13 protein-coding genes are annotated in these 17,378 nt (G+C 68.7%); 1 reads left to right on the forward strand and 12 read right to left on the reverse strand.

Annotation, left to right across the window (positions count from 1 at the left end; all coding sequences use genetic code 11):
* Positions 1-13: 13 nt before the first annotated feature.
* The 10 genes from hutI to XM48_RS10185 form a co-directional block, all read right to left on the reverse strand.
* Positions 14-1,240 carry an imidazolonepropionase gene (hutI, locus tag XM48_RS10140; protein ID WP_046455701.1) on the reverse strand — a complete coding sequence of 409 codons (1,227 nt, stop codon included), beginning with the start codon at positions 1,238-1,240 and terminating at the stop codon, positions 14-16.
* A gap of 181 nt (positions 1,241-1,421) precedes the next feature.
* Positions 1,422-3,149, reverse strand: a complete 1,728-nt coding sequence (hutU, locus tag XM48_RS10145) for a urocanate hydratase (protein WP_046455702.1) — start codon at positions 3,147-3,149, stop codon at positions 1,422-1,424.
* 196 nt (positions 3,150-3,345) lie between these two features.
* The gene (locus XM48_RS10150; protein WP_046455703.1) at positions 3,346-5,076 is read right to left on the reverse strand and encodes an ABC transporter ATP-binding protein; all 1,731 of its coding nucleotides are present in this window, start codon (positions 5,074-5,076) and stop codon (positions 3,346-3,348) included.
* Positions 5,073-6,152, reverse strand: coding sequence for an ABC transporter permease (locus XM48_RS10155; RefSeq protein WP_046455704.1), 1,080 nt, complete (start codon positions 6,150-6,152; stop codon positions 5,073-5,075). The genes XM48_RS10150 and XM48_RS10155 overlap by 4 nt, the downstream gene beginning before the upstream one ends.
* Position 6,153: 1 nt before the next feature.
* Positions 6,154-7,260 (reverse strand): ABC transporter permease, encoded by a 1,107-nt coding sequence (locus XM48_RS10160; RefSeq protein ID WP_046455705.1) that lies wholly within the window; start codon positions 7,258-7,260, stop codon positions 6,154-6,156.
* A gap of 103 nt (positions 7,261-7,363) precedes the next feature.
* The gene (locus tag XM48_RS10165) at positions 7,364-8,947 is read right to left on the reverse strand and encodes an ABC transporter substrate-binding protein (RefSeq protein ID WP_369699854.1); all 1,584 of its coding nucleotides are present in this window, start codon (positions 8,945-8,947) and stop codon (positions 7,364-7,366) included.
* A 245-nt stretch (positions 8,948-9,192) separates the two neighbouring features.
* The gene (locus XM48_RS10170; protein ID WP_084821112.1) at positions 9,193-11,004 is read right to left on the reverse strand and encodes an ABC transporter ATP-binding protein; all 1,812 of its coding nucleotides are present in this window, start codon (positions 11,002-11,004) and stop codon (positions 9,193-9,195) included.
* Positions 11,001-11,951 (reverse strand): ABC transporter permease, encoded by a 951-nt coding sequence (locus XM48_RS10175; RefSeq protein WP_046455707.1) that lies wholly within the window; start codon positions 11,949-11,951, stop codon positions 11,001-11,003. The genes XM48_RS10170 and XM48_RS10175 overlap by 4 nt, the downstream gene beginning before the upstream one ends.
* Entirely contained in the window at positions 11,944-12,870 is a 927-nt protein-coding gene (locus tag XM48_RS10180; protein ID WP_046455708.1) for an ABC transporter permease, read from the reverse strand. The genes XM48_RS10175 and XM48_RS10180 overlap by 8 nt, the downstream gene beginning before the upstream one ends.
* Positions 12,871-13,069: 199 nt before the next feature.
* Positions 13,070-14,713: an ABC transporter substrate-binding protein gene (locus XM48_RS10185; protein ID WP_046455709.1), complete on the reverse strand. Its 1,644-nt coding sequence runs from the start codon at positions 14,711-14,713 to the stop codon at positions 13,070-13,072.
* Positions 14,714-14,966: 253 nt separating this feature from the next.
* Between XM48_RS10185 and XM48_RS10190 the strand changes: the two genes are divergently transcribed.
* Entirely contained in the window at positions 14,967-15,797 is an 831-nt protein-coding gene (locus XM48_RS10190; RefSeq protein WP_046455710.1) for a CPBP family intramembrane glutamic endopeptidase, read from the forward strand.
* A gap of 25 nt (positions 15,798-15,822) precedes the next feature.
* Here the strand turns inward: XM48_RS10190 and XM48_RS10195 are convergent, their stop codons facing one another.
* Positions 15,823-16,401 carry a hypothetical protein gene (locus XM48_RS10195; protein WP_046455711.1) on the reverse strand — a complete coding sequence of 193 codons (579 nt, stop codon included), beginning with the start codon at positions 16,399-16,401 and terminating at the stop codon, positions 15,823-15,825.
* Positions 16,402-16,410: 9 nt separating this feature from the next.
* On the reverse strand, positions 16,411-17,319 hold the full coding sequence (locus XM48_RS10200) for a homocysteine S-methyltransferase family protein (protein ID WP_046455712.1): 909 nt from the start codon (positions 17,317-17,319) through the stop codon (positions 16,411-16,413).
* Positions 17,320-17,378: the final 59 nt, after the last annotated feature.

Genomic DNA, 17,378 nt, shown 5'->3' on the forward strand with positions numbered 1-17,378 from the left:
GACGGGCCCGGCCTCAGACCTCGCGGATCCCGGCGCGCCAGACCGCAGCGGTGAGCGGCATGCCCGGCCGGTAGGCCAAGTGGGTGACGGAGGGGGCCTCGAGCAGTTGCAGGTCGGCGCGGGCACCAACCCGGATCGCACCGACCGCGGGCTGCGCGGCGCCCCGGGGATCGATCCAGCCGTCCTCGTGCATGCCGAGGGCGAGCGCACCGCCGAAGGTCGCCGCGCGCACGGCTTCCTGGATCGTGAGGCCCATCTGCAGCACGGCGGTCGCGACGCAGAAGCCCATCGAGCTCGTGTAGGAGGTTCCCGGGTTGCAGTTCGACGCGATCGCGAGCTGCGCGCCCGCGTCGAGGAGGCGGCGGGCCGGCGCCAACGGCATCCGCGTCGACAGGTCGCACGCCGGCAGGACCGTCGCGACGGTGCCTCGTCGACCGGTGCCCCCCGCCCATTCGTCCCACGACGAGGCGAGGGCATCGATGTCGTCGTCCGACAGGAAGCCGAGGTGGTCGACGCTCAGGGAGGCATGCTCCACCGCGAGCCGCGCGCCGGGGCCGTGCCCCAACTGGTTGCCGTGCACGCGCGTCGCGAGGCCGTGCGCGGCCGCGGCCTCGAGCACCCGGGCCGACGCGGCCGCGTCGAACGCTCCGGTCTCGCAGAACACGTCGACGGCGCTCACGTGCGGGGCGACGGCGTCGAGCATCGGGCCGGCGACGAGGTCGAGGTACTCCCCCGGATCCGCGCCCGACGGCACCACGTGCGCGCCGAGGAACGTGACCGCGTCGACGACGTCGCTCGCGACCGTCGCCGAGCGCAGTTCGTCCTCGACGGTGAGACCGTAGCCGGTCTTCGTCTCCATCGTCGTGGTGCCCCAGCGGCGGGCCTCCCCGACGAGCCGCTCGAGGTTCGCGCGCAGCTCGGCATCCGTCGCGGCCCGGGTCGCCCCGACGGTCACGTTGATGCCTCCCGCGGCGTAGGATTCGCCGGCCATGCGCGCTTCGAACTCGGCCGTGCGGTCGCCCGCGAACACCATGTGCGTGTGCGAATCGACCCAGCCCGGCAGCACCGCTCGCCCGGCTGCGTCGAAGTGCTCGTCGGCCGCCGGCGCGGTCGCCGACGCTCCCACCCAGGCGATCCGATCCCCCTCGATCACCACGGCGGCGTCGCGCAGGCGACCGCCATCCGAGTCGTCGTTGGTCGTCAGTTCGCCGATGTTGTCGATCAGCAGGGTGTTGCTCATGGGATCACTCTCTCAGGTGTGCGGCCGATGATCCTGCGACTCGCAAGCTCGCGCAGGATGACGAATCCCCGTCATCCTGCGCGACGGAGGAGTCGCAGGATCTCGGCGCTCGGCCGGGATCCTGCGACTCGTTCCTCTCGCAGGACGACGAGGGTCTCGCGCAGGATGGCGAAGGCGCGGCCTACCAGGCGCGGTCGTGGTTGCGGATGGTCGGCTTGACCGGCACCCGCACACCGCGCTCGTCGGCGACCTCGGCCGCGCGCTCGTAGCCGGCGTCCACGTGACGGATCACGCCCATGCCCGGGTCGTTGGTCAGCAGGCGCTCGAGCTTCTCGGCGGCGAGCTCCGTGCCGTCGGCCACCGACACCTGGCCGGTGTGGATCGAACGACCGATGCCGACGCCGCCGCCGTGGTGGATCGATACCCAGGTCGCGCCCGAGGAGGTCGCGGTGAGCGCGTTGAGCAGCGGCCAGTCGGCGATCGCGTCGGAGCCGTCGGCCATGGCCTCGGTCTCGCGGTAGGGCGATGCGACGGAGCCCGAGTCGAGGTGGTCGCGCCCGATCACGATCGGGGCCTTGACCTTGCCCTCGGCGACGAGCTTGTTGAACAGCAGGCCGGCCTGGTGGCGCTCGCCGTAGCCGAGCCAGCAGATGCGTGCGGGCAGGCCCTCGAACTCGACCCGCTCGGCGGCGGCGTCGAGCCAGTTGTGCAGGTGGGTGTTCTCGGGGAACAGCTCCTTGAGCGCCGCGTCGGTGACCGCGATGTCCTCGGGATCGCCCGAGAGGGCGGCCCAGCGGAACGGGCCGAGGCCCTCGCAGAACAGCGGGCGGATGTACGCCGGGACGAAGCCGGGGAACTCGAACGCGCGGTCGTAGCCGCCCTTGCGCGCCTCGTCGCGGATCGAGTTGCCGTAGTCGAACACCTCGGCGCCCGCATCCTCGAACTCGACCATGGCACGCACGTGGGCGGCCATGGCGGCCTGCGCGTCCTTCGTGAACTGCTCGGGATCGGCCTCGGCGCGCTCGAGGCGCTCCTCGACCGTGTAGCCGATCGGCAGGTAGGAGAGCGGGTCGTGCGCCGAGGTCTGGTCGGTCACGAGGTCGATCGTGACCTCGCCCGCCCGGTGGCGGCGCAGGATCTCGGGGAACACCTCCGCGGCATTGCCGACGAGCCCGACGGACCAGCCGCGCTTCTCGTCCTTCGCCTGCTGCACCTTGGCGAGCGCCTCGTCGATGTCCTCGACGACCTCGTCGAGGTAGCGCTTGCCCGCGCGCCGGTCGAGGCGGGTCTTGTCGACGTCGACGATGAGGCAGGCGCCGTCGTTCAGGGTGACGGCGAGCGGCTGCGCGCCGCCCATGCCGCCGCAGCCGCCGGTGAGGGTGATGGTGCCCGCGAGCGAGCCCTTGCCCTCGCCGGTCTCGATGCGCTTCTGGCCCTGGAGCTTGCGTCCCGCGGCGGCGAAGGTCTCGTAAGTGCCCTGGAGGATGCCCTGGGTGCCGATGTAGATCCAGGACCCGGCGGTCATCTGGCCGTACATCATGAGGCCCTCGGCCTCGAGCTTGCGGAACTCGGGCCAGGTCGCCCAGTCGCCGACGAGGTTGGAGTTGGCGATGAGCACGCGGGGCGCCCACTTGTTGGTGCGGAAGACGCCGACCGGCTTGCCCGACTGCACGAGCAGGGTCTCGTCCTCCTCCAGGTCGCGCAGGGTCTCGGTGATGGCGTCGTACGCCTCCCAGCTGCGGGCGGCGCGGCCGGTGCCGCCGTAGACGACGAGGTCGTCGGGACGCTCGGCGACCTCGGGGTCGAGGTTGTTCATGAGCATGCGCAGCGGGGCCTCCGTCTGCCAGCTCTTGGCCGAGATCTCGGTGCCGCGCGGGGCGCGGACGGGGCGGGCGCCGGGAAGAGCCATGATCGGTCCTTTCGCAGGGGTCTGTGGTGAGGGATCCGCGGAGCGGATCCTGCGGCCGAGCGGCGTCGCTCCGGCCAGCAGTGCTCCCATTCCATCCCCTCCGGAGGCCCGCAACAACGCGACCCCCGCCACCATCGTCCGGGATACCGGACAAACGGGGCGGGGGTCGCGCTGGGACGCTCGATGCGGACCGGGCCTAGGCCCCCGGCACCTCCCGCGTGCGCCGGGCGGCCTCGCGCCGCACGGCCTGCTCCGCCGGATCCGGTACGGGCAGCGACGCCAGCAGCCGCTGCGTGTAGGGATGCGTCGGCGCCCGGAGCACCTCGGCGCAGCTGCCGACCTCCACGAGCTCGCCGTGGTACAGCACGCCGACCCGGTCGGCCAGCGCATCCACCACCGCGAGATCGTGCGTGATGAACAGCGATGCGAAGCCGAGTTCGCGCTGCAGCTCGGCGAACAGTTCGAGCACGCGCGCCTGCACCGACACGTCGAGCGCCGAGGTCGGCTCGTCGGCGATCAGCAGCTTCGGATCGAGCGCGAGTCCGCGCGCGAGCGAGGCGCGCTGACGCTGACCGCCCGAGAGCTCGTGCGGGAACCGGTCGCCGTAGCTGCGCGGCAGCTGCACCGCTTCGAGCAGCTCGTCGACGCGCTTCCGCGCCGCCGCGGGGTTCCGCGCGATGCGGTGCACCACGAGCGGTTCGGCGACGTTGTCGGCGATGGTCAGCAGCGGGTTGAAGCTCGACGCCGGATCCTGGAACACGAACCCGATGTCGCGGCGGGCCGCGCGGAATCTGCGCTCCTTCAAGCCCACCATCTCGTGCCCGAGCACCCGCAGCGATCCACCGGTCGCCGCGGTGAGCCCCGCGATGGCGCGGCCGATGGTCGACTTGCCCGATCCCGATTCGCCGACGAGGCTGTAGACCTCGCCCGCCGCGATCTCGAAGTCGACCCCGCGGACGGCCAGGAATCCCGGCCGACCGAGCCGACCCGGGTACTGGATCTCCAGGCCCTGAGCGGCCACGAGCACCTCTCCGCGGGCGGATCCCGCAGCGGAGTCGCCGTCGGGAACCGCATCGCGGGCTCGGGTCCGGATGCTCCGGTCGCCGAGCCGCAGCACCGCGCCGAGCAGATCCTTCGTGTACTGCTCACGCGGATTCGCGAAGAGCTCCGCCACCGGCGCCTGCTCCACGAGCTCGCCCTGGTACATCACCGCGACGTCGTCGGCCAGATCGGCCACGACCCCCATGTTGTGGGTGATGAGCAGGATCGCGATGCCGAAGTCGTCGCGCAGCTTCCGCAGCAGGTCGAGGATCTCGGCCTGCACCGTCACGTCGAGAGCGGTGGTCGGTTCGTCGGCGACGATGAGCCCGGGGTTCAGCGAGAGCGCCATCGCGATCATGACGCGCTGCTTCTGCCCGCCCGACAGCTGGTGCGGGTAATAGTCCACCCGCTCCTCGGGGTCCGGGATCCCGACGCGGCCGAGCACCTCGATCGCCCGGGCGCGCGCCTCCTTCTTCGAGAGCTTCTCGTGGGCCCGCAGGCCCTCGGCGATCTGCCACCCGATCGTGAAGACCGGATTGAGCGCCGTCGAGGCCTCCTGGAACACCATCGCGACGTCGCGTCCGCGCACGGCGCGCAGCTGCTCGTCGGACAGCCGCAGGATCTCGTTCGATCCCGAGCCGTCGCGGGTGCGCAGCACGACCGCGCCCTGCGACACCGCGGTCTCGGGCAGCAGCCCGAGCACGGTCCGTGCGGTCACGGTCTTGCCGGATCCCGACTCGCCGACGACCGCGAGCACGCGGCCGGGCGAGATCGACAGCGAGACGCCGTCGACGGCCCGCACCGGGCCGTGGTCGGTCGCGAACGTGACGCCCAGATCCTGGATCTCGAGCACTGCTCCGGCACTGTTCCGCGTCGTCGCGCTCATCGTTCGCCCCCTTCGTCCGCAGTGGTTCCATCGGGGGCCGCGGCTCCGGCCGCACCCCGAACCGGCTCGGCCGCGAGCAGCGCGCCGACCGAGGTCGCTGCGACCGCACCGCTGCCGGCCTTCACCCGGCGGCGGCTGCGCAGCCGCGGATCGGCGAGATCGTTGAGGCTCTCGCCCGCGAGCGTCAGGCCGAGCACGATCAGCACGATCGCGAGGCCCGGCCACAGGCTCGTCCACCAGACCCCGTTCGACACGTCGTTCACGGCCTTGTTCAGGTCGTAGCCCCACTCGGCCGCGGAGTTCGGCTCGATGCCGAAGCCCAGGAAGCCGAGGCCCGCGAGGGTCAGGATCGCCTCCGAAGCGTTCAGGGTGAACACGAGCGGCAGCGAACGCGTGGAGTTGCGCATCACATGCGTGAACATGATCCGCCAGCGGCTCGCGCCGACGACGCGCGCCGATTCGACGAAGGCCTCGGCCTTGACGCGGACGACCTCACTGCGCACCACCCGGAAGTACTGCGGGATGAACACCACGGTGATCGACAGCGCGGCCGACCAGATGCCGCCCCACAGGCTCGACTGCCCGCCGGAGATCACGATCGACATGACGATCGCCAGCAGCAGCGACGGGAACGCGTAGATCGCGTCGGTGACGACCGTGAGCACGCGGTCGAGCGCTCCGCCGATGTAGCCCGAGACGAGACCGAGCAGCGTACCGACGAAGATCGAGCTGAGCACCGCGATCACGATGACCAGCAGCGCCGTGCGCGAACCCCAGATGACACGCGACAGCACGTCGTAGCCCGCCACCGTGGTCCCGAAGAGGTGCGTCGACGACGGCGCCTCGAGGGAGCCGAAATCGCCGCTCGGCCCGGACAACTGGTTGAAGCCGAACGGGGCGATGAGCGGGGCGAGCGCCGCGAGCACGATGAACGCGGCGACGATCGCGAGACCGGTCACCAGCATCCCCCGCTGCAGACCGACGCTCTGGCGCAGCTGCTTGATGATCGGCCAGGTGCGCCAGCCGCGGTCCTTGCTGCTGGGACGGGGCGCGGTCAGGATTGCTTCCGTCGTCATCTCAGTACCTCACTCGCGGATCGATGAGCGCGGCGATGATGTCGACCACGAAGTTGCTCAGTGCGACGATCACGGCCAGCAGCGCCACGATCCCCTGCACCGCGATGAAGTCGCGCGCGCTCAGATAGTGGGCCAGCTGGAATCCGAGCCCCTTCCACTCGAAGGTGCTCTCGGTGAGCACCGCGCCGCCCAGCAGCATCGCGATCTGCAGCCCGATCACCGTGATGATCGGGATCAGCGCCGGACGGTAGGCGTGCTTGGTGACGAGCCGGAACTCCCGCACGCCGCGCGAGCGGCCCGATTCGATGTACTCCCTGCCGAGCGTGCCGATCATGTTCGTGCGCACGAGCCGCAGGAACACGCCCGCGGTCATGAGTCCGAGCGTGAGGGCGGGCAGGATCGCGTGCGCGAGCACGTCGCCGACCGCGGCCGGATCGCCGAGCCGAAGGGCGTCGATCAGGTAGATGCCGCTCGGATCCGGCAGCAGCGAGATCTGCAGCTCGGTGCCGACCGAGGCGCGGCCGCTCGTCGGAAGCCAACCGAGCCAGACGCCGAAGATGAGCTTCATCAGCAGACCGGAGAAGAACACCGGGGTGGCGTAGGTGAAGATCGCGAACACGCGCAGGCCGGCATCGGGGGCCCGATCCCGGTAGTGGGCCGCGAGCATGCCGAGCGGGATGCCGACGATGAACGCCACGATGAGCGTGTAGATCGCGAGCTCGAGGGTCGCGGCGCCGTAGGTGAGCATGACCTCGGTGACCGGCAGCTTGTCGCTGATGGTGGTGCCGAAGTCGCCCGTGAAGATACGGCCCAGGTACTCGAAGTACTGCACGAGGATCGGCCGGTCGTAGCCGGCCTCGTGGATCCGCTTCGCGAGTTCGTCGGGCGGCAGTTTGCCGCCCATCGAAGTGGTGATCGGGTCGCCGATGGTCCGCATGAGCAGGAACACCATCGTGACCAGGATGAACACGGTGGGGATGATGAGAATCGCCCGCCAGGCGATGTACCGGCCGAGGCCGCCTCCCCCGCCGCGGGGCTTCTTCGGACCGGGGCCCTTGCCGGGTCCCGGTGACGCGGCCTCGGCCGCGGGAGCGTTGAGCGTCGTCATGAACGAAATCGCTGTTTCAGTGCTGCGCAGATGCGTCCGCCACGCCCGAAGAGCGGAGCCGCACCGATCCGATGCTGCTCCGCTCTCCGTGCACGGCCGTCGACTACTTCTTCGTCAGCGTTCCCAGACGGAACTTGAACGAGGCATCGAGGGTGACGCCCTCGACACCGTCGACGGTCACTGCGACCTGGTCACCCTGCAGCAGCGGGATGATCGGGGCGTCCTTGGCCACGAGATCCTGGATCTGCTCGATGTCCTTGGTCCGCTCGGCCTTGTCGGTGACCGCGCGCTGCTTCTTGATGAGCGCGTCGACCTCCTCATTCGCGTAGTGGTTGTTCGTGAAGCCGCCGCCCTTGGTGAAGAACGGGCTCAGGTAGTTGTCCGCATCGGAGAAATCGGGGAACCAGCCGAGCTGGAACACCGGGTAGACGTCCTTCGGGAAGTCGGCGCTGTACTGGCCCCACTCGGTCGACTGCAGGTCGACCTTGAACACGCCGTCGGCTTCGAGCTGCTGCTTGACGAGCGCGTACTCCTCGGAGGACTTGTCGCCGTAGTGGTCGGGGTTGTACTGCAGCTTCAGCGTGACCGGCATCTGCACGCCGGCGTCCGTGAGCGCCTTCTTGGCGGCGGCGGCGTCGGGGCCGCCCTTCTTGTCGCCGTACTCGCCCTTGAAGGACTCGGTGGCGCCCGTGAAGCCCTGCGCGACCTGGCTGTAGAGCGGGCTGAAGGTGCCCTCGTAGACCTGCTTGGCGATCTTCTCGCGATCGACGAGATCGGCCGCGGCCTGGCGAACCGCGAGCGCCTTCTTCGGATCGGCCTCCGGCGTCTTCGAGCCGAAGGGCTGGGTCTCGAAGTTGAAGACGATGTAGCGGATCGCACCGCCGGGGCCCTGCACGATCTTCAGGCCCTTGGTGTTCCGGAACTTCGCGATGTCGGCCGCAGGCAGGCTGCGGAAGGCCACGTCGATGGCCTTCGTCTGGATGGCCTGGCTGAGGTTCGGCTCCTTGGCGAAGTACTTGACGTTCACGCTGGCGGTCTTCGGCTTGCCCCACATGCCCTGGTAGCCGTCATAGGCCTTGTAGGAGGCGAGCTCGTTCTTCTTGAACGCCTCGAGCGTGTACTGGCCGGCGAAGGCCTTGCCCTTGACGATCTCGTCATCGCTCGCGAGCTTGTCGGCCGGGAAGACCTCTTCGTCGACGATCGGGGCCGCCGGAGTGGAGAGGATCTGCGGGAAGGTCTGGTCGTTGCCCTCCTTGAGGTGGAACACGACCGTCTCCGGATCCTTCGCGTCCACGCTGGCGATGTTCGCGAGCAGGCTCGACGGGCCGCTGGGATCGGCGATCTTGACCTGGCGGTCGAAGGTGAACTTCACGTCCGAGCTCGTGAGATCGTGCCCGTTCGCGAATTTGAGCCCCTTCTTCAGCTTCACCGTGTACTCGGTCGGCGACGTGAACTCTGCCGAGGTCGCGATGTCGGGCTCCACCTCGGACTTGCCGATCGGGTGGTTCATCAGCATCGGGAAGACGTTCGTCATCACCGCGAACGAGCCGTTGTCGTACGAGCCTGCCGGGTCGAGCGCGGTCACGACGTCGGTCGTGCCCACCGTGATCGATCCGCTGCCGGTGCCACCGCCGCCAGTGCCACCGCCCTGTGCGCAACCGGTGAGCAGCAGGGCTCCCGTGGCCACGAGCGCGATTGCGCCAGTTCCAGTCCGTGAAAGTTTCACTCTTGCTCCATTACATGAGTTAGGTCCGCATTCACGTCGACGCATCGATGCGGCGACGTTTCCACGCGGAGAGACAGCCCGATCATAGCGATCCGTCTCCGCTCTCGCGAACCGCGTTGTCGCAATCGTGACAACTTCGGTACCCGGATACGGCAGCGGGGCGGGATCCCGAAGGATCCCGCCCCGCTGCCGCGTCGGTGTGCCGGTCAGAAACCGCCGAGGCTGCCGTCCGTGCTGTGGCGGGCGGCCTCCCCCATCGCGGCATCAGCGGGAGCGCTCCGCTCAGGAGCCGGGTCCTGGTGCGGGACGTAGTCCTCGTTCGCGGTGGGCTCGACGCCGAGTTCGATGCTGGCGCCCGGGATCGCCGCCAGCAGGTTCCTGGTGTACTCCTGCTGCGGGTTCTCGAACACCTCGTCGGTGGTCGCCTGCTCCACGATCTTGCCCTGCTGCATCACGCACACGCGATCCGCGATCAGGCGCACGACCGCGAGGTCGTGCGTGATGAACAGGTAGGTCAGCCCCAGGTCGCGCTGCAGCTCGGCGAGCAGATCGAGGATCTGCGCCTGCACCAGCACGTCGAGCGCCGACACGGCCTCGTCGAGCACGAGGATGTCGGGCTTGAGCGCCAGGCCGCGGGCGACCGCGACGCGCTGCCGCTGACCGCCCGAGAGCTCGTTCGGGTAGCGGGTCGCGACCTCGCGCGGCAGCGAGACCTGATCGAGCAGCTCGTACATGCGCGCCTTGCGGCTCGCCGCATCGCCCACGTTGTGGATCTTCAGCGGCTCCATGATCGTGTTGCCGATGTTGTACAGCGGGTCGAGCGAGCCGTACGGATCCTGGAACACGGGCTGCAGCGTGCGCCGCAGGTTGAACAGCTCGCGGCCGTTCAGCTTCGACGTGTCGCGGCCCTCGATCTTGATCGTTCCGGCGGTCGCGTCCTCGAGCTGCAGCACCATCTTCGCGATCGTCGACTTGCCCGAACCGGACTCGCCCACCAGCGCGAGCGTCTCGCCCCGGTTGATCGTGAAGGTCGCATTGTCGACCGCGACGAAGTCCTCGGAGCCGAAGTTGCCCTTGCGCAGCTTGTAGACCTTGCGCAGGCCCTCGACCTCGATCAGCGGCTCGCCGATCTTGCGCTCCGTGCTCTCGGCCAGCGCCGCGACGTCGAACGTCGAGGTGGGGGCCGCGGGCAGGCTCGCGTCGGCACCGATGCGACGCGATGCGAGGCTCGGAGCCGCGGACACCAGTCGACGGGTGTAGGGGTGCTGCGGGTTCTGCAGGATCTCGCGGCTCGGGCCCGACTCGACGATGTTGCCCTTGTACATCACGATGAGCTTCTCCGCGCGCTCGGCTGCGAGGCCGAGGTCGTGCGTGATGAAGACCACGGCGGTGCCGAGCTCCTTCGTGAGCGTCTCGAGGTGGTTCAGCACCACGCGCTGCACGGTCACGTCGAGCGCCGAGGTGGGCTCGTCCGCGATCAGCAGTTCGGGGTTCGCGGCCAGACCGATACCGATCAGCGCGCGCTGCTTCATGCCGCCCGAGAACTGGTGCGGGTACTGCTTCATGCGCTGCTCGGCGTTCTGCAGGCCGGCCTGCTCGAGCACCTCGACGGCGCGCGCGTGCACGGCCTTCTTGCCCGAGGCGAGCCCGTTCGCACGGATCGCCTCCTCGACCTGGAAGCCGACCGACCACACCGGGTTCAGGTTCGACATCGGGTCCTGCGGCACGAGACCGATCTCGCGACCGCGGATCGACTCCATCTCCTTGCGACCGATGCCGACGAGCTCGCGCCCGTTCCACTGCACCGAGCCGCCGGTCACCTTGCCGGTGCCGGGCAGCAGGTTGATAACCGCGTGCATGGTGGTCGACTTGCCGGAACCGGACTCGCCGACGATCGCGACGGTCTCGCCGGGGTAGACGTCGAAGCCGACGCCGTGCAGCACCTCGTTCTGCTTCTTCTTCGTGCCGAACGCGACCTTGAGGTCGCGCACGCTGAGGATCGGCTGCTGCTCGCTCATCGCTGCGCCCTCGCCTTCGGGTCGAGCGCGTCGCGCAGGAGCTCGCCGAGCAGGATGAAGGCGAGCACCGTGAGCGACAGCGCGATGGACGGGTAGATGAGGTTCATCGGTGCGGTGCGGAGGTCGCCCTGAGCCGCCGCGATGTCGTTGCCCCAGGACATGACGTCGGAGCCGAGGCCGACGCCCAGGAACGACAGCACCGCTTCGGCGACGATCGAAGCCGCGAGCGAGAGCGTCGAGACGACGATCATCGGAGCCATCGAGTTCGGCAGCACGTGGCGCCACAGGGTCGTCCACGGACCGAGTCCCTGCGCCTTGGACGCGGTGACGTAGTCGGCCGGCTTCACGCGCAGCACCTCGGCGCGCAGCACGCGCGCGCTCGACGCCCAGGCGAACAGGCCGATGGCGAGCGAGATGGTCCAGATGTTGCGGTACTCCTTGAACATGCCCATGACGAGGACCGCCGCGAGGATGTAGGGGATCGAGAAGAAGATGTCGCCGATGCGCGAGAGCACGCCGTCGACCCAGCCGCCGAAGAAGCCGGCGATCGCGCCCATGATCGTGCCGAGCACGAAGATGAGCAGCGTCGAGATGAGCCCCACCGACACGGAGGTCGAGGTGCCGTGGACGACGCGCGAGTAGATGTCGCAGCCCTGCTTGGTGAAGCCGAACGGGTGGCCCGCGGTGGGGCCGGTGTTGCTCATCGACAGGTCGCACTTGGTGGGCGAGAAGGAGGTGAACAGCTGCGGGAAGAACGCTGCGGCGAGCACCACGGCGAGGAGGGCGACCGACACGTAGAACATCGGGCGCTTGCGGATGTCGCGCCACGCGTCGATCCAGAGGCCGGAGCGGCGCTCGTCGAGCTTGGGCGCGTCGACCGCGGCGACCGGAGTCTCGTCGACCGGGGCGACGAAGTGTTCGAGCTTCGGGTTCGTGGACTCAGGCATAACGGATCCTCGGGTCGAGCACGGCGTAGAGCAGGTCAACGAAGAGGTTGACGAAGAGGTAGATCAGCACCATCACGGTGACGAACGAGACCACGGTGGTGTTCTCGCCCAGGCGGATCGAGCGGAACAGCGTGTTGCCGACGCCGGGCACGTTGAAGATGCCCTCGGTCACCGTCGCACCGACCATGAGCACGCCGAAGTTGGTGGCGGTGTTGGTCAGCGTGGGGATCAGCGAGTTGCGCAGCACGTGCACGGGGATGACGCGGCTGCGGCTCAGGCCCTTGGCGTACGCCGTGCGCACGAAGTCCTGGTTCAGCGTGTCGATCACCGAGGCGCGTGTGAGGCGCATGCTCGTCGCGTACAGCGAGACGCCGAGCACGAGCGCCGGCAGGATCAGATCCTGGAACGGGGCGCCGACGCCGACCGTGGTGCGGAAGATCGGCCATTTGATGCCGAGGAAGTACTGGCCGACGAACGCGATCACGAAGATCGGCACGCTCATCATGATCAGACCGATGATGAGGCTGATGTTGTCGAAGAACTTGCCCTTGCGCAGACCCGAGATGAGGCCGATCGAGATCGCGAGCACGAGCTCGATCACGATCGCCATGAGGGCGAGGCGGATGGTCACCGGGAAGGTCGTCGCGAGCACCTCGCTGACCTGCTGACCCGAGAAGGTCATGCCGAGGTCGCCGCGGAAGATGCCGCCGACGTACAGCAGATACTGCACGATGAAGGGCTGGTCCAGGTGGTACTGGTGTTTGATCTGGGCGAGCACCTCGGGGCTCGGCGTCTTGTCGCCGAACAGGGTGAGCACCGGGTCGCCGGGCATGGCGAAGACCAGGAAGTAGATGAGGAACGTGGTGCCGAGGAGCACCGGGATCGTTTGCAGGATCCGGAAGAGGACGTATCTCAGCATGCGGCTGCTCCCCTCCCCCGATCGATCTGAGTAGACATGTTGCGTATTCTCTCGCAGTCGGGGCGCAAAACGAATTCCGGACTTCTCTGTCCGCAGTCGTCAGTGTGCTGCGCCGGGCTTGTGGCCCGTCTGGTCTGCCGGATGCGGCGTGACGGGGTGAGGCCCCGGGCGGGTGCGCCCGGGGCCTCATCAGGCGGCGTTACTTCGCAGCCGTCTTGGTGATCTGGTAGTACAGCGGCACCGAGTTCCAGCCGAAGGTGACGTTGTTGACGCCCTCGCCGAAACCGCCCGATGCGTTCTGGTACCACAGCGGGATCGCCGGCAGATCCTTGAACAGGATCTCCTGCGCGTCGTCGAACTTCTTGTTCGCCGCCGCGACGTCCTTCGCGGCGAGACCCTCGGCGAGCGTCTTGTCGAACTCGGGGTTCGAGTAGTCGCCGTCGTTCGAGGATGCACCGGTCTGGTACAGCGGAGCCAGGAAGTTGTACAGACCCGGGTAGTCGCCCTGCCAGCCCGAGCGGAACGCGGTCTGGATCTTGCGATCGGTGATCGACTGGCGGAAGTCGCCGAACAGCGGGTTCGGAGCGCCCGAAGCCTCGATGCCGAGCGAGTTCTTGATGTCGTTGGTCACGGCATCGACCCAGCCCTGGTGGGGGCCGTCGGCGTTGTAGGCGATCTGGAACTTGCCCGACCACTTGGAGATCTTGTCGGCCTCGGCCCACAGCTCCTTCGCCTTCTTCGGGTCGTACTTCAGCACGTCAGCGCCCGCAAGATCCTTGCTGTGACCCTCGATCACCGGAGCCGACCAGTCGGTCGCCGTCTGGCGGGTCTTCGAGAAGATCTTGTCGGTGATCTGGTCGCGGTTGATCGCGTGCGAGATCGCAGCGCGGCGCAGCTCGCCCTCCTTGCCGCTGAAGTGCGGCAGGCGAGCCGGGATCGTGAACGACTGGAAGATCGCAGCGCCCTGGTTGACCGCGCGGTCGCCCAGGTCGGTCTGGAACGTCGCAGCGGCCGAATCCGGGATCTGGTCGAGCACGTCGAGGTGACCGCCCTGCAGGTCCGCGTACGCGGCATCGAACGAGTCGTAGAACTTGATCGTCACGCCGGCGTTCTGCGCCTCGCGGTCACCCTTGTACTCATCGTTCTTGACGAGCTCGATCTGCTGCTTGTGCACCCAGCCCTTCGGCGCGACCTTGTAGGTGCCGTTGCCGATCGGGTTCTGACCGAACTCCTTGGTCACGTTGCCCTGGGCGTCGAAGCCCGACTTCGGGACCGGGTAGAACGACGAGTAGCCGAGCTGCAGCGGGAAGTCCGACTGCGCCGACTTCAGCGTGACCTCGAAGGTGGTCGGATCGACGACCTTGAGACCGGTGAGCTTGGCGTCCTTCTTGTCGTCGAAGCCCTCGATGTTGGCGAACCAGCTCGAGTTCTTGCGCGCGTTCGACAGCTTCGCAGCGTCGTTCCACGCGTTGACGAACGAGTCGGCGTCGACCGGGTCACCGTTGGTGAACTTCTGGTCGGCCTTCAGCTTGATGGTGAAGACCTTCGAGTCCTTGGTGTCGATCGACTCGGCGACCTCGTTGTGAGGCTTGCCCTTCGCGTCGTAGTACACCAGGCCGGCGAAGATCGCGTCGAGGATCTTTCCGCCGCCCACCTCGTTGGTGTCGCTGGGGATCAGGCCGCTTTCCGGCTCGGATCCGTCAGTGGTGATGATGGCCGACGCGTCGCCCTTGGGCGTCGATCCCTTGTCTCCGCCGGTGCTCGACGACGAGCAGCCCGCGAGTGCAAGTGAGCCCGCTGCGGCGAGGGCGATGAGCCCCAGGCCGATCCGAGTTCGCTTCAAGATATTCCTCCTTGTTCAGATTCCGCGGAGGTGCCCCGGGCATCGAAAACGCCCCATCGCACTCCGCGGAGTTCAACCGACCAGAGCCTAATCGGAAGGCGTCTGCACAAACGGCCAACGCGCGCGAATCGCGACCCAATCGTGACGAAGGTCCAGGAAGTCACAGCGCGACCCCCAGAACGCGGAGACGGTTTTGTCGAGTTCGAACAGTTCTCGCGGATTCGTCCGAGCCTCTCGCCGGTACGCTGAGCGCGTGCTCCCCTCCGAACGCGTTCCGGGCTCCGCGGCCCCGCAGCTCTCCCCAACCCGGCTCCGCTGGGAGATCGCCATCGTGCTCGCGCTCTCGCTCGGCGCCTCGGCCGTCTACGCGATCGTCGCCATCGTCGAGCGGCTCACCCGCACGACCGCGCTGTCCTCGCAGACCGCGACCATCAACTCGCCGCTCGACGAGCGCCCCCTGTTCGACCTGATCTACCAGCTGCTCTCCTTCGGCTTCGGTCTAGCCCCGGTCGCCCTGGTCGCCTTCCTGCTCTGGCACGAACGGGCGCCGCACCTGGGCGCGCTCGGACTCGGCGCCCCGATCCAGGTCCCCGGTTCACCGCGCGGCCCCTGGTGGGCACGGGAGTCGGGCAGCGGGTTCCTGCTCGCCGCCGCCATCGGGATCCCAGGTTTGGCGTTCTACGTGCTCGCCAAGGCGATCGGCATCAACGCGACCGTGATCCCGACCGCGCTCGACGCCGCCTGGTGGACGGTGCCCGTGCTGGTGCTGCAGGCGCTGAAGGCCGCGCTGACCGAGGAGCTCATCGTGGTCGCCTACCTCTTCGAACGCCTCAAGCGCCTCGGTGTCGGCCCAGTCGCCACGATCGTGTCGAGCGCGCTGTTGCGCGGCACCTACCACCTGTATCAGGGCTTCGGCGGCTTCATCGGCAACGTCGTGATGGGCCTCGTCTTCGGCTGGTGCTACCAGCGCTGGGGCCGGTCGCTCCCCCTCGTCGTGGCGCACTGGATCCTCGACATCGTGAGCTTCGTCGGCTATCCGCTCGCGGTCGCCATCTGGCCCGCGCTCTTCGCCGCCGCGAAGTAGCGCGGCGCGGCCGCGCGGGCGTCACTCAGAGCGGCTTGATCGTCTTGACGGTCTCGGCCAGCTGGCCCCAGATCTCGTCGTAGAGCTCGGGCGCCTCGGCGCACTTCTCGCCGGGCCGCAGCACGACGTACTTGCCGTCGGTGCCCTTCGTGATGCCGAACTGCTTGCGCATGGCCGCGCAGGACTCCGGCAGCTTCTCGATCAGCGGCGAGGTGAGCACCAGGTTCTGCTGCGCATCGATCGAGTACTGCGAGCTGCCGAACTTGTTGGACAGCTGCGCCTGCACGCCCCAGGGCTCGATCGCGAGCCGCTGCGACGGTCCCATCGTGACGGCCGGCACGTCGTCGGTCTTGGGTGTCTCGGTCGGGGTCGGCGTCTCGCTGGGAGTCGTGGACGGCGACGGCGAGGTCGTCTCGGACGTCGACGGCTTCGGATCTGCGGTGGGGGCGATGCTCTCGGCCCGACCGAAGGTCACCAGGAGGATCGACACGACGATCGCGACGACGGCGATCGCGCCGACCGTGATCCACGGCACCAGGTGCGGATTGCGCTCCGGCACCTCGACCTCGGTCTCGACAAGCTCGGGAATCAGCGGATCAGTCACCCGGACAGCCTAGCGACTCGAAGCCGGAGCACCCCGCAGGAGTCCTGCGAGTGCGTCGATGTGCGGCGCATCGGTACCGCAGCAGCCGCCGAACACTCGCGCGTTCGGGGCGAGATCCCGCAGGGCGAGCACGCCGGCGGCGAAGTCCCCCGGCTCGTCGCCGGCCCCGTCGTCGCCGTCGCGCGCGGCGTTCAGCCGGAACCCGGCGATCCGGCTCAGGGCGGCGGAGCCGTCGCCCAGGCCCGCGGCGACCTCCGACGGGTGCGCGCAGTTGACGAGGTAGGCCTCGATGCCGCCGCCGGTGGCCGCATCGCTCACCGCGATCGCCTCCGCGATCGAGGATCCGTCGGCCAGCCGTCCGTCGGCCCCGACCGTGAACGACACGTACGCGGGCACCCGGAGCGCCATCGCCGCGCGGGCCACCCCGATGCCCTCCGCCGCGTCGAGCGCCGTCACCGCGGTGATCCGATCCGCACCGGCCGCCGCGAGCGCGGCGACCTGCGGCGCGTGATAGCTCTGGGCCTCTTCCGCGGTCATCCGCTGCTCGGCCTCGAACTCGTCGTACCGCGGGCCGACGCAACCGTTCACGACCACCTCCGCATCGGGAGCGAGCTCGTCGGCGACCTCGCGCACGAACGCCGCCGCGTCCTCGTTGATCCGCTCGAGGTGCGCGTCGTCGGCACCGAGCAGCGCGCCCCAGTCGGGGTTCGCGCGCCAGGTCGGAGTGTCGAGCACGATCGGGAGGCCCGCGGCATCGGCGAGATCGACGAAGGGCGCGTAGTACTCGCGCAGCGCCCGGCGCCCCTCGGCGCTGTCGAGCAGCACGAACGCGGCGAACTCGGGCAGGTCCTGCCCCAGGCGGTCGACGAGCGCGGTCTCGATGCCGCCGTCGGTGATCCACTGCTGGGTGTCGTGCATTCCGGTGCTCCCTCGCTGCCGTCGATCCGGTTCGCCTCCATCCTCACACGACGCCGCCG

The organism is Leucobacter sp. Ag1 (assembly GCF_000980875.1).
Taxonomy (GTDB): Bacteria; Actinomycetota; Actinomycetes; order Actinomycetales; family Microbacteriaceae; genus Leucobacter; species Leucobacter iarius.

Bases quoted from the DNA above. Each gene is read 5' to 3' on its own strand.
- XM48_RS10180 (WP_046455708.1), bottom strand. From the start codon at position 12,870: ATGCTGAGATACGTCCTCTTCCGGATCCTGCAAACGATCCCGGTGCTC.
- XM48_RS10160 (WP_046455705.1), bottom strand. From the start codon at position 7,260: ATGACGACGCTCAACGCTCCCGCGGCCGAGGCCGCGTCACCGGGACCC.
- XM48_RS10150 (WP_046455703.1), bottom strand. From the start codon at position 5,076: ATGAGCGCGACGACGCGGAACAGTGCCGGAGCAGTGCTCGAGATCCAG.
- XM48_RS10170 (WP_084821112.1), bottom strand. From the start codon at position 11,004: ATGAGCGAGCAGCAGCCGATCCTCAGCGTGCGCGACCTCAAGGTCGCG.
- hutI (WP_046455701.1), bottom strand. From the start codon at position 1,240: ATGAGCAACACCCTGCTGATCGACAACATCGGCGAACTGACGACCAAC.
- XM48_RS10200 (WP_046455712.1), bottom strand. From the start codon at position 17,319: ATGCACGACACCCAGCAGTGGATCACCGACGGCGGCATCGAGACCGCG.
- hutU (WP_046455702.1), bottom strand. From the start codon at position 3,149: ATGGCTCTTCCCGGCGCCCGCCCCGTCCGCGCCCCGCGCGGCACCGAG.
- XM48_RS10155 (WP_046455704.1), bottom strand. From the start codon at position 6,152: ATGACGACGGAAGCAATCCTGACCGCGCCCCGTCCCAGCAGCAAGGAC.
- XM48_RS10175 (WP_046455707.1), bottom strand. From the start codon at position 11,951: ATGCCTGAGTCCACGAACCCGAAGCTCGAACACTTCGTCGCCCCGGTC.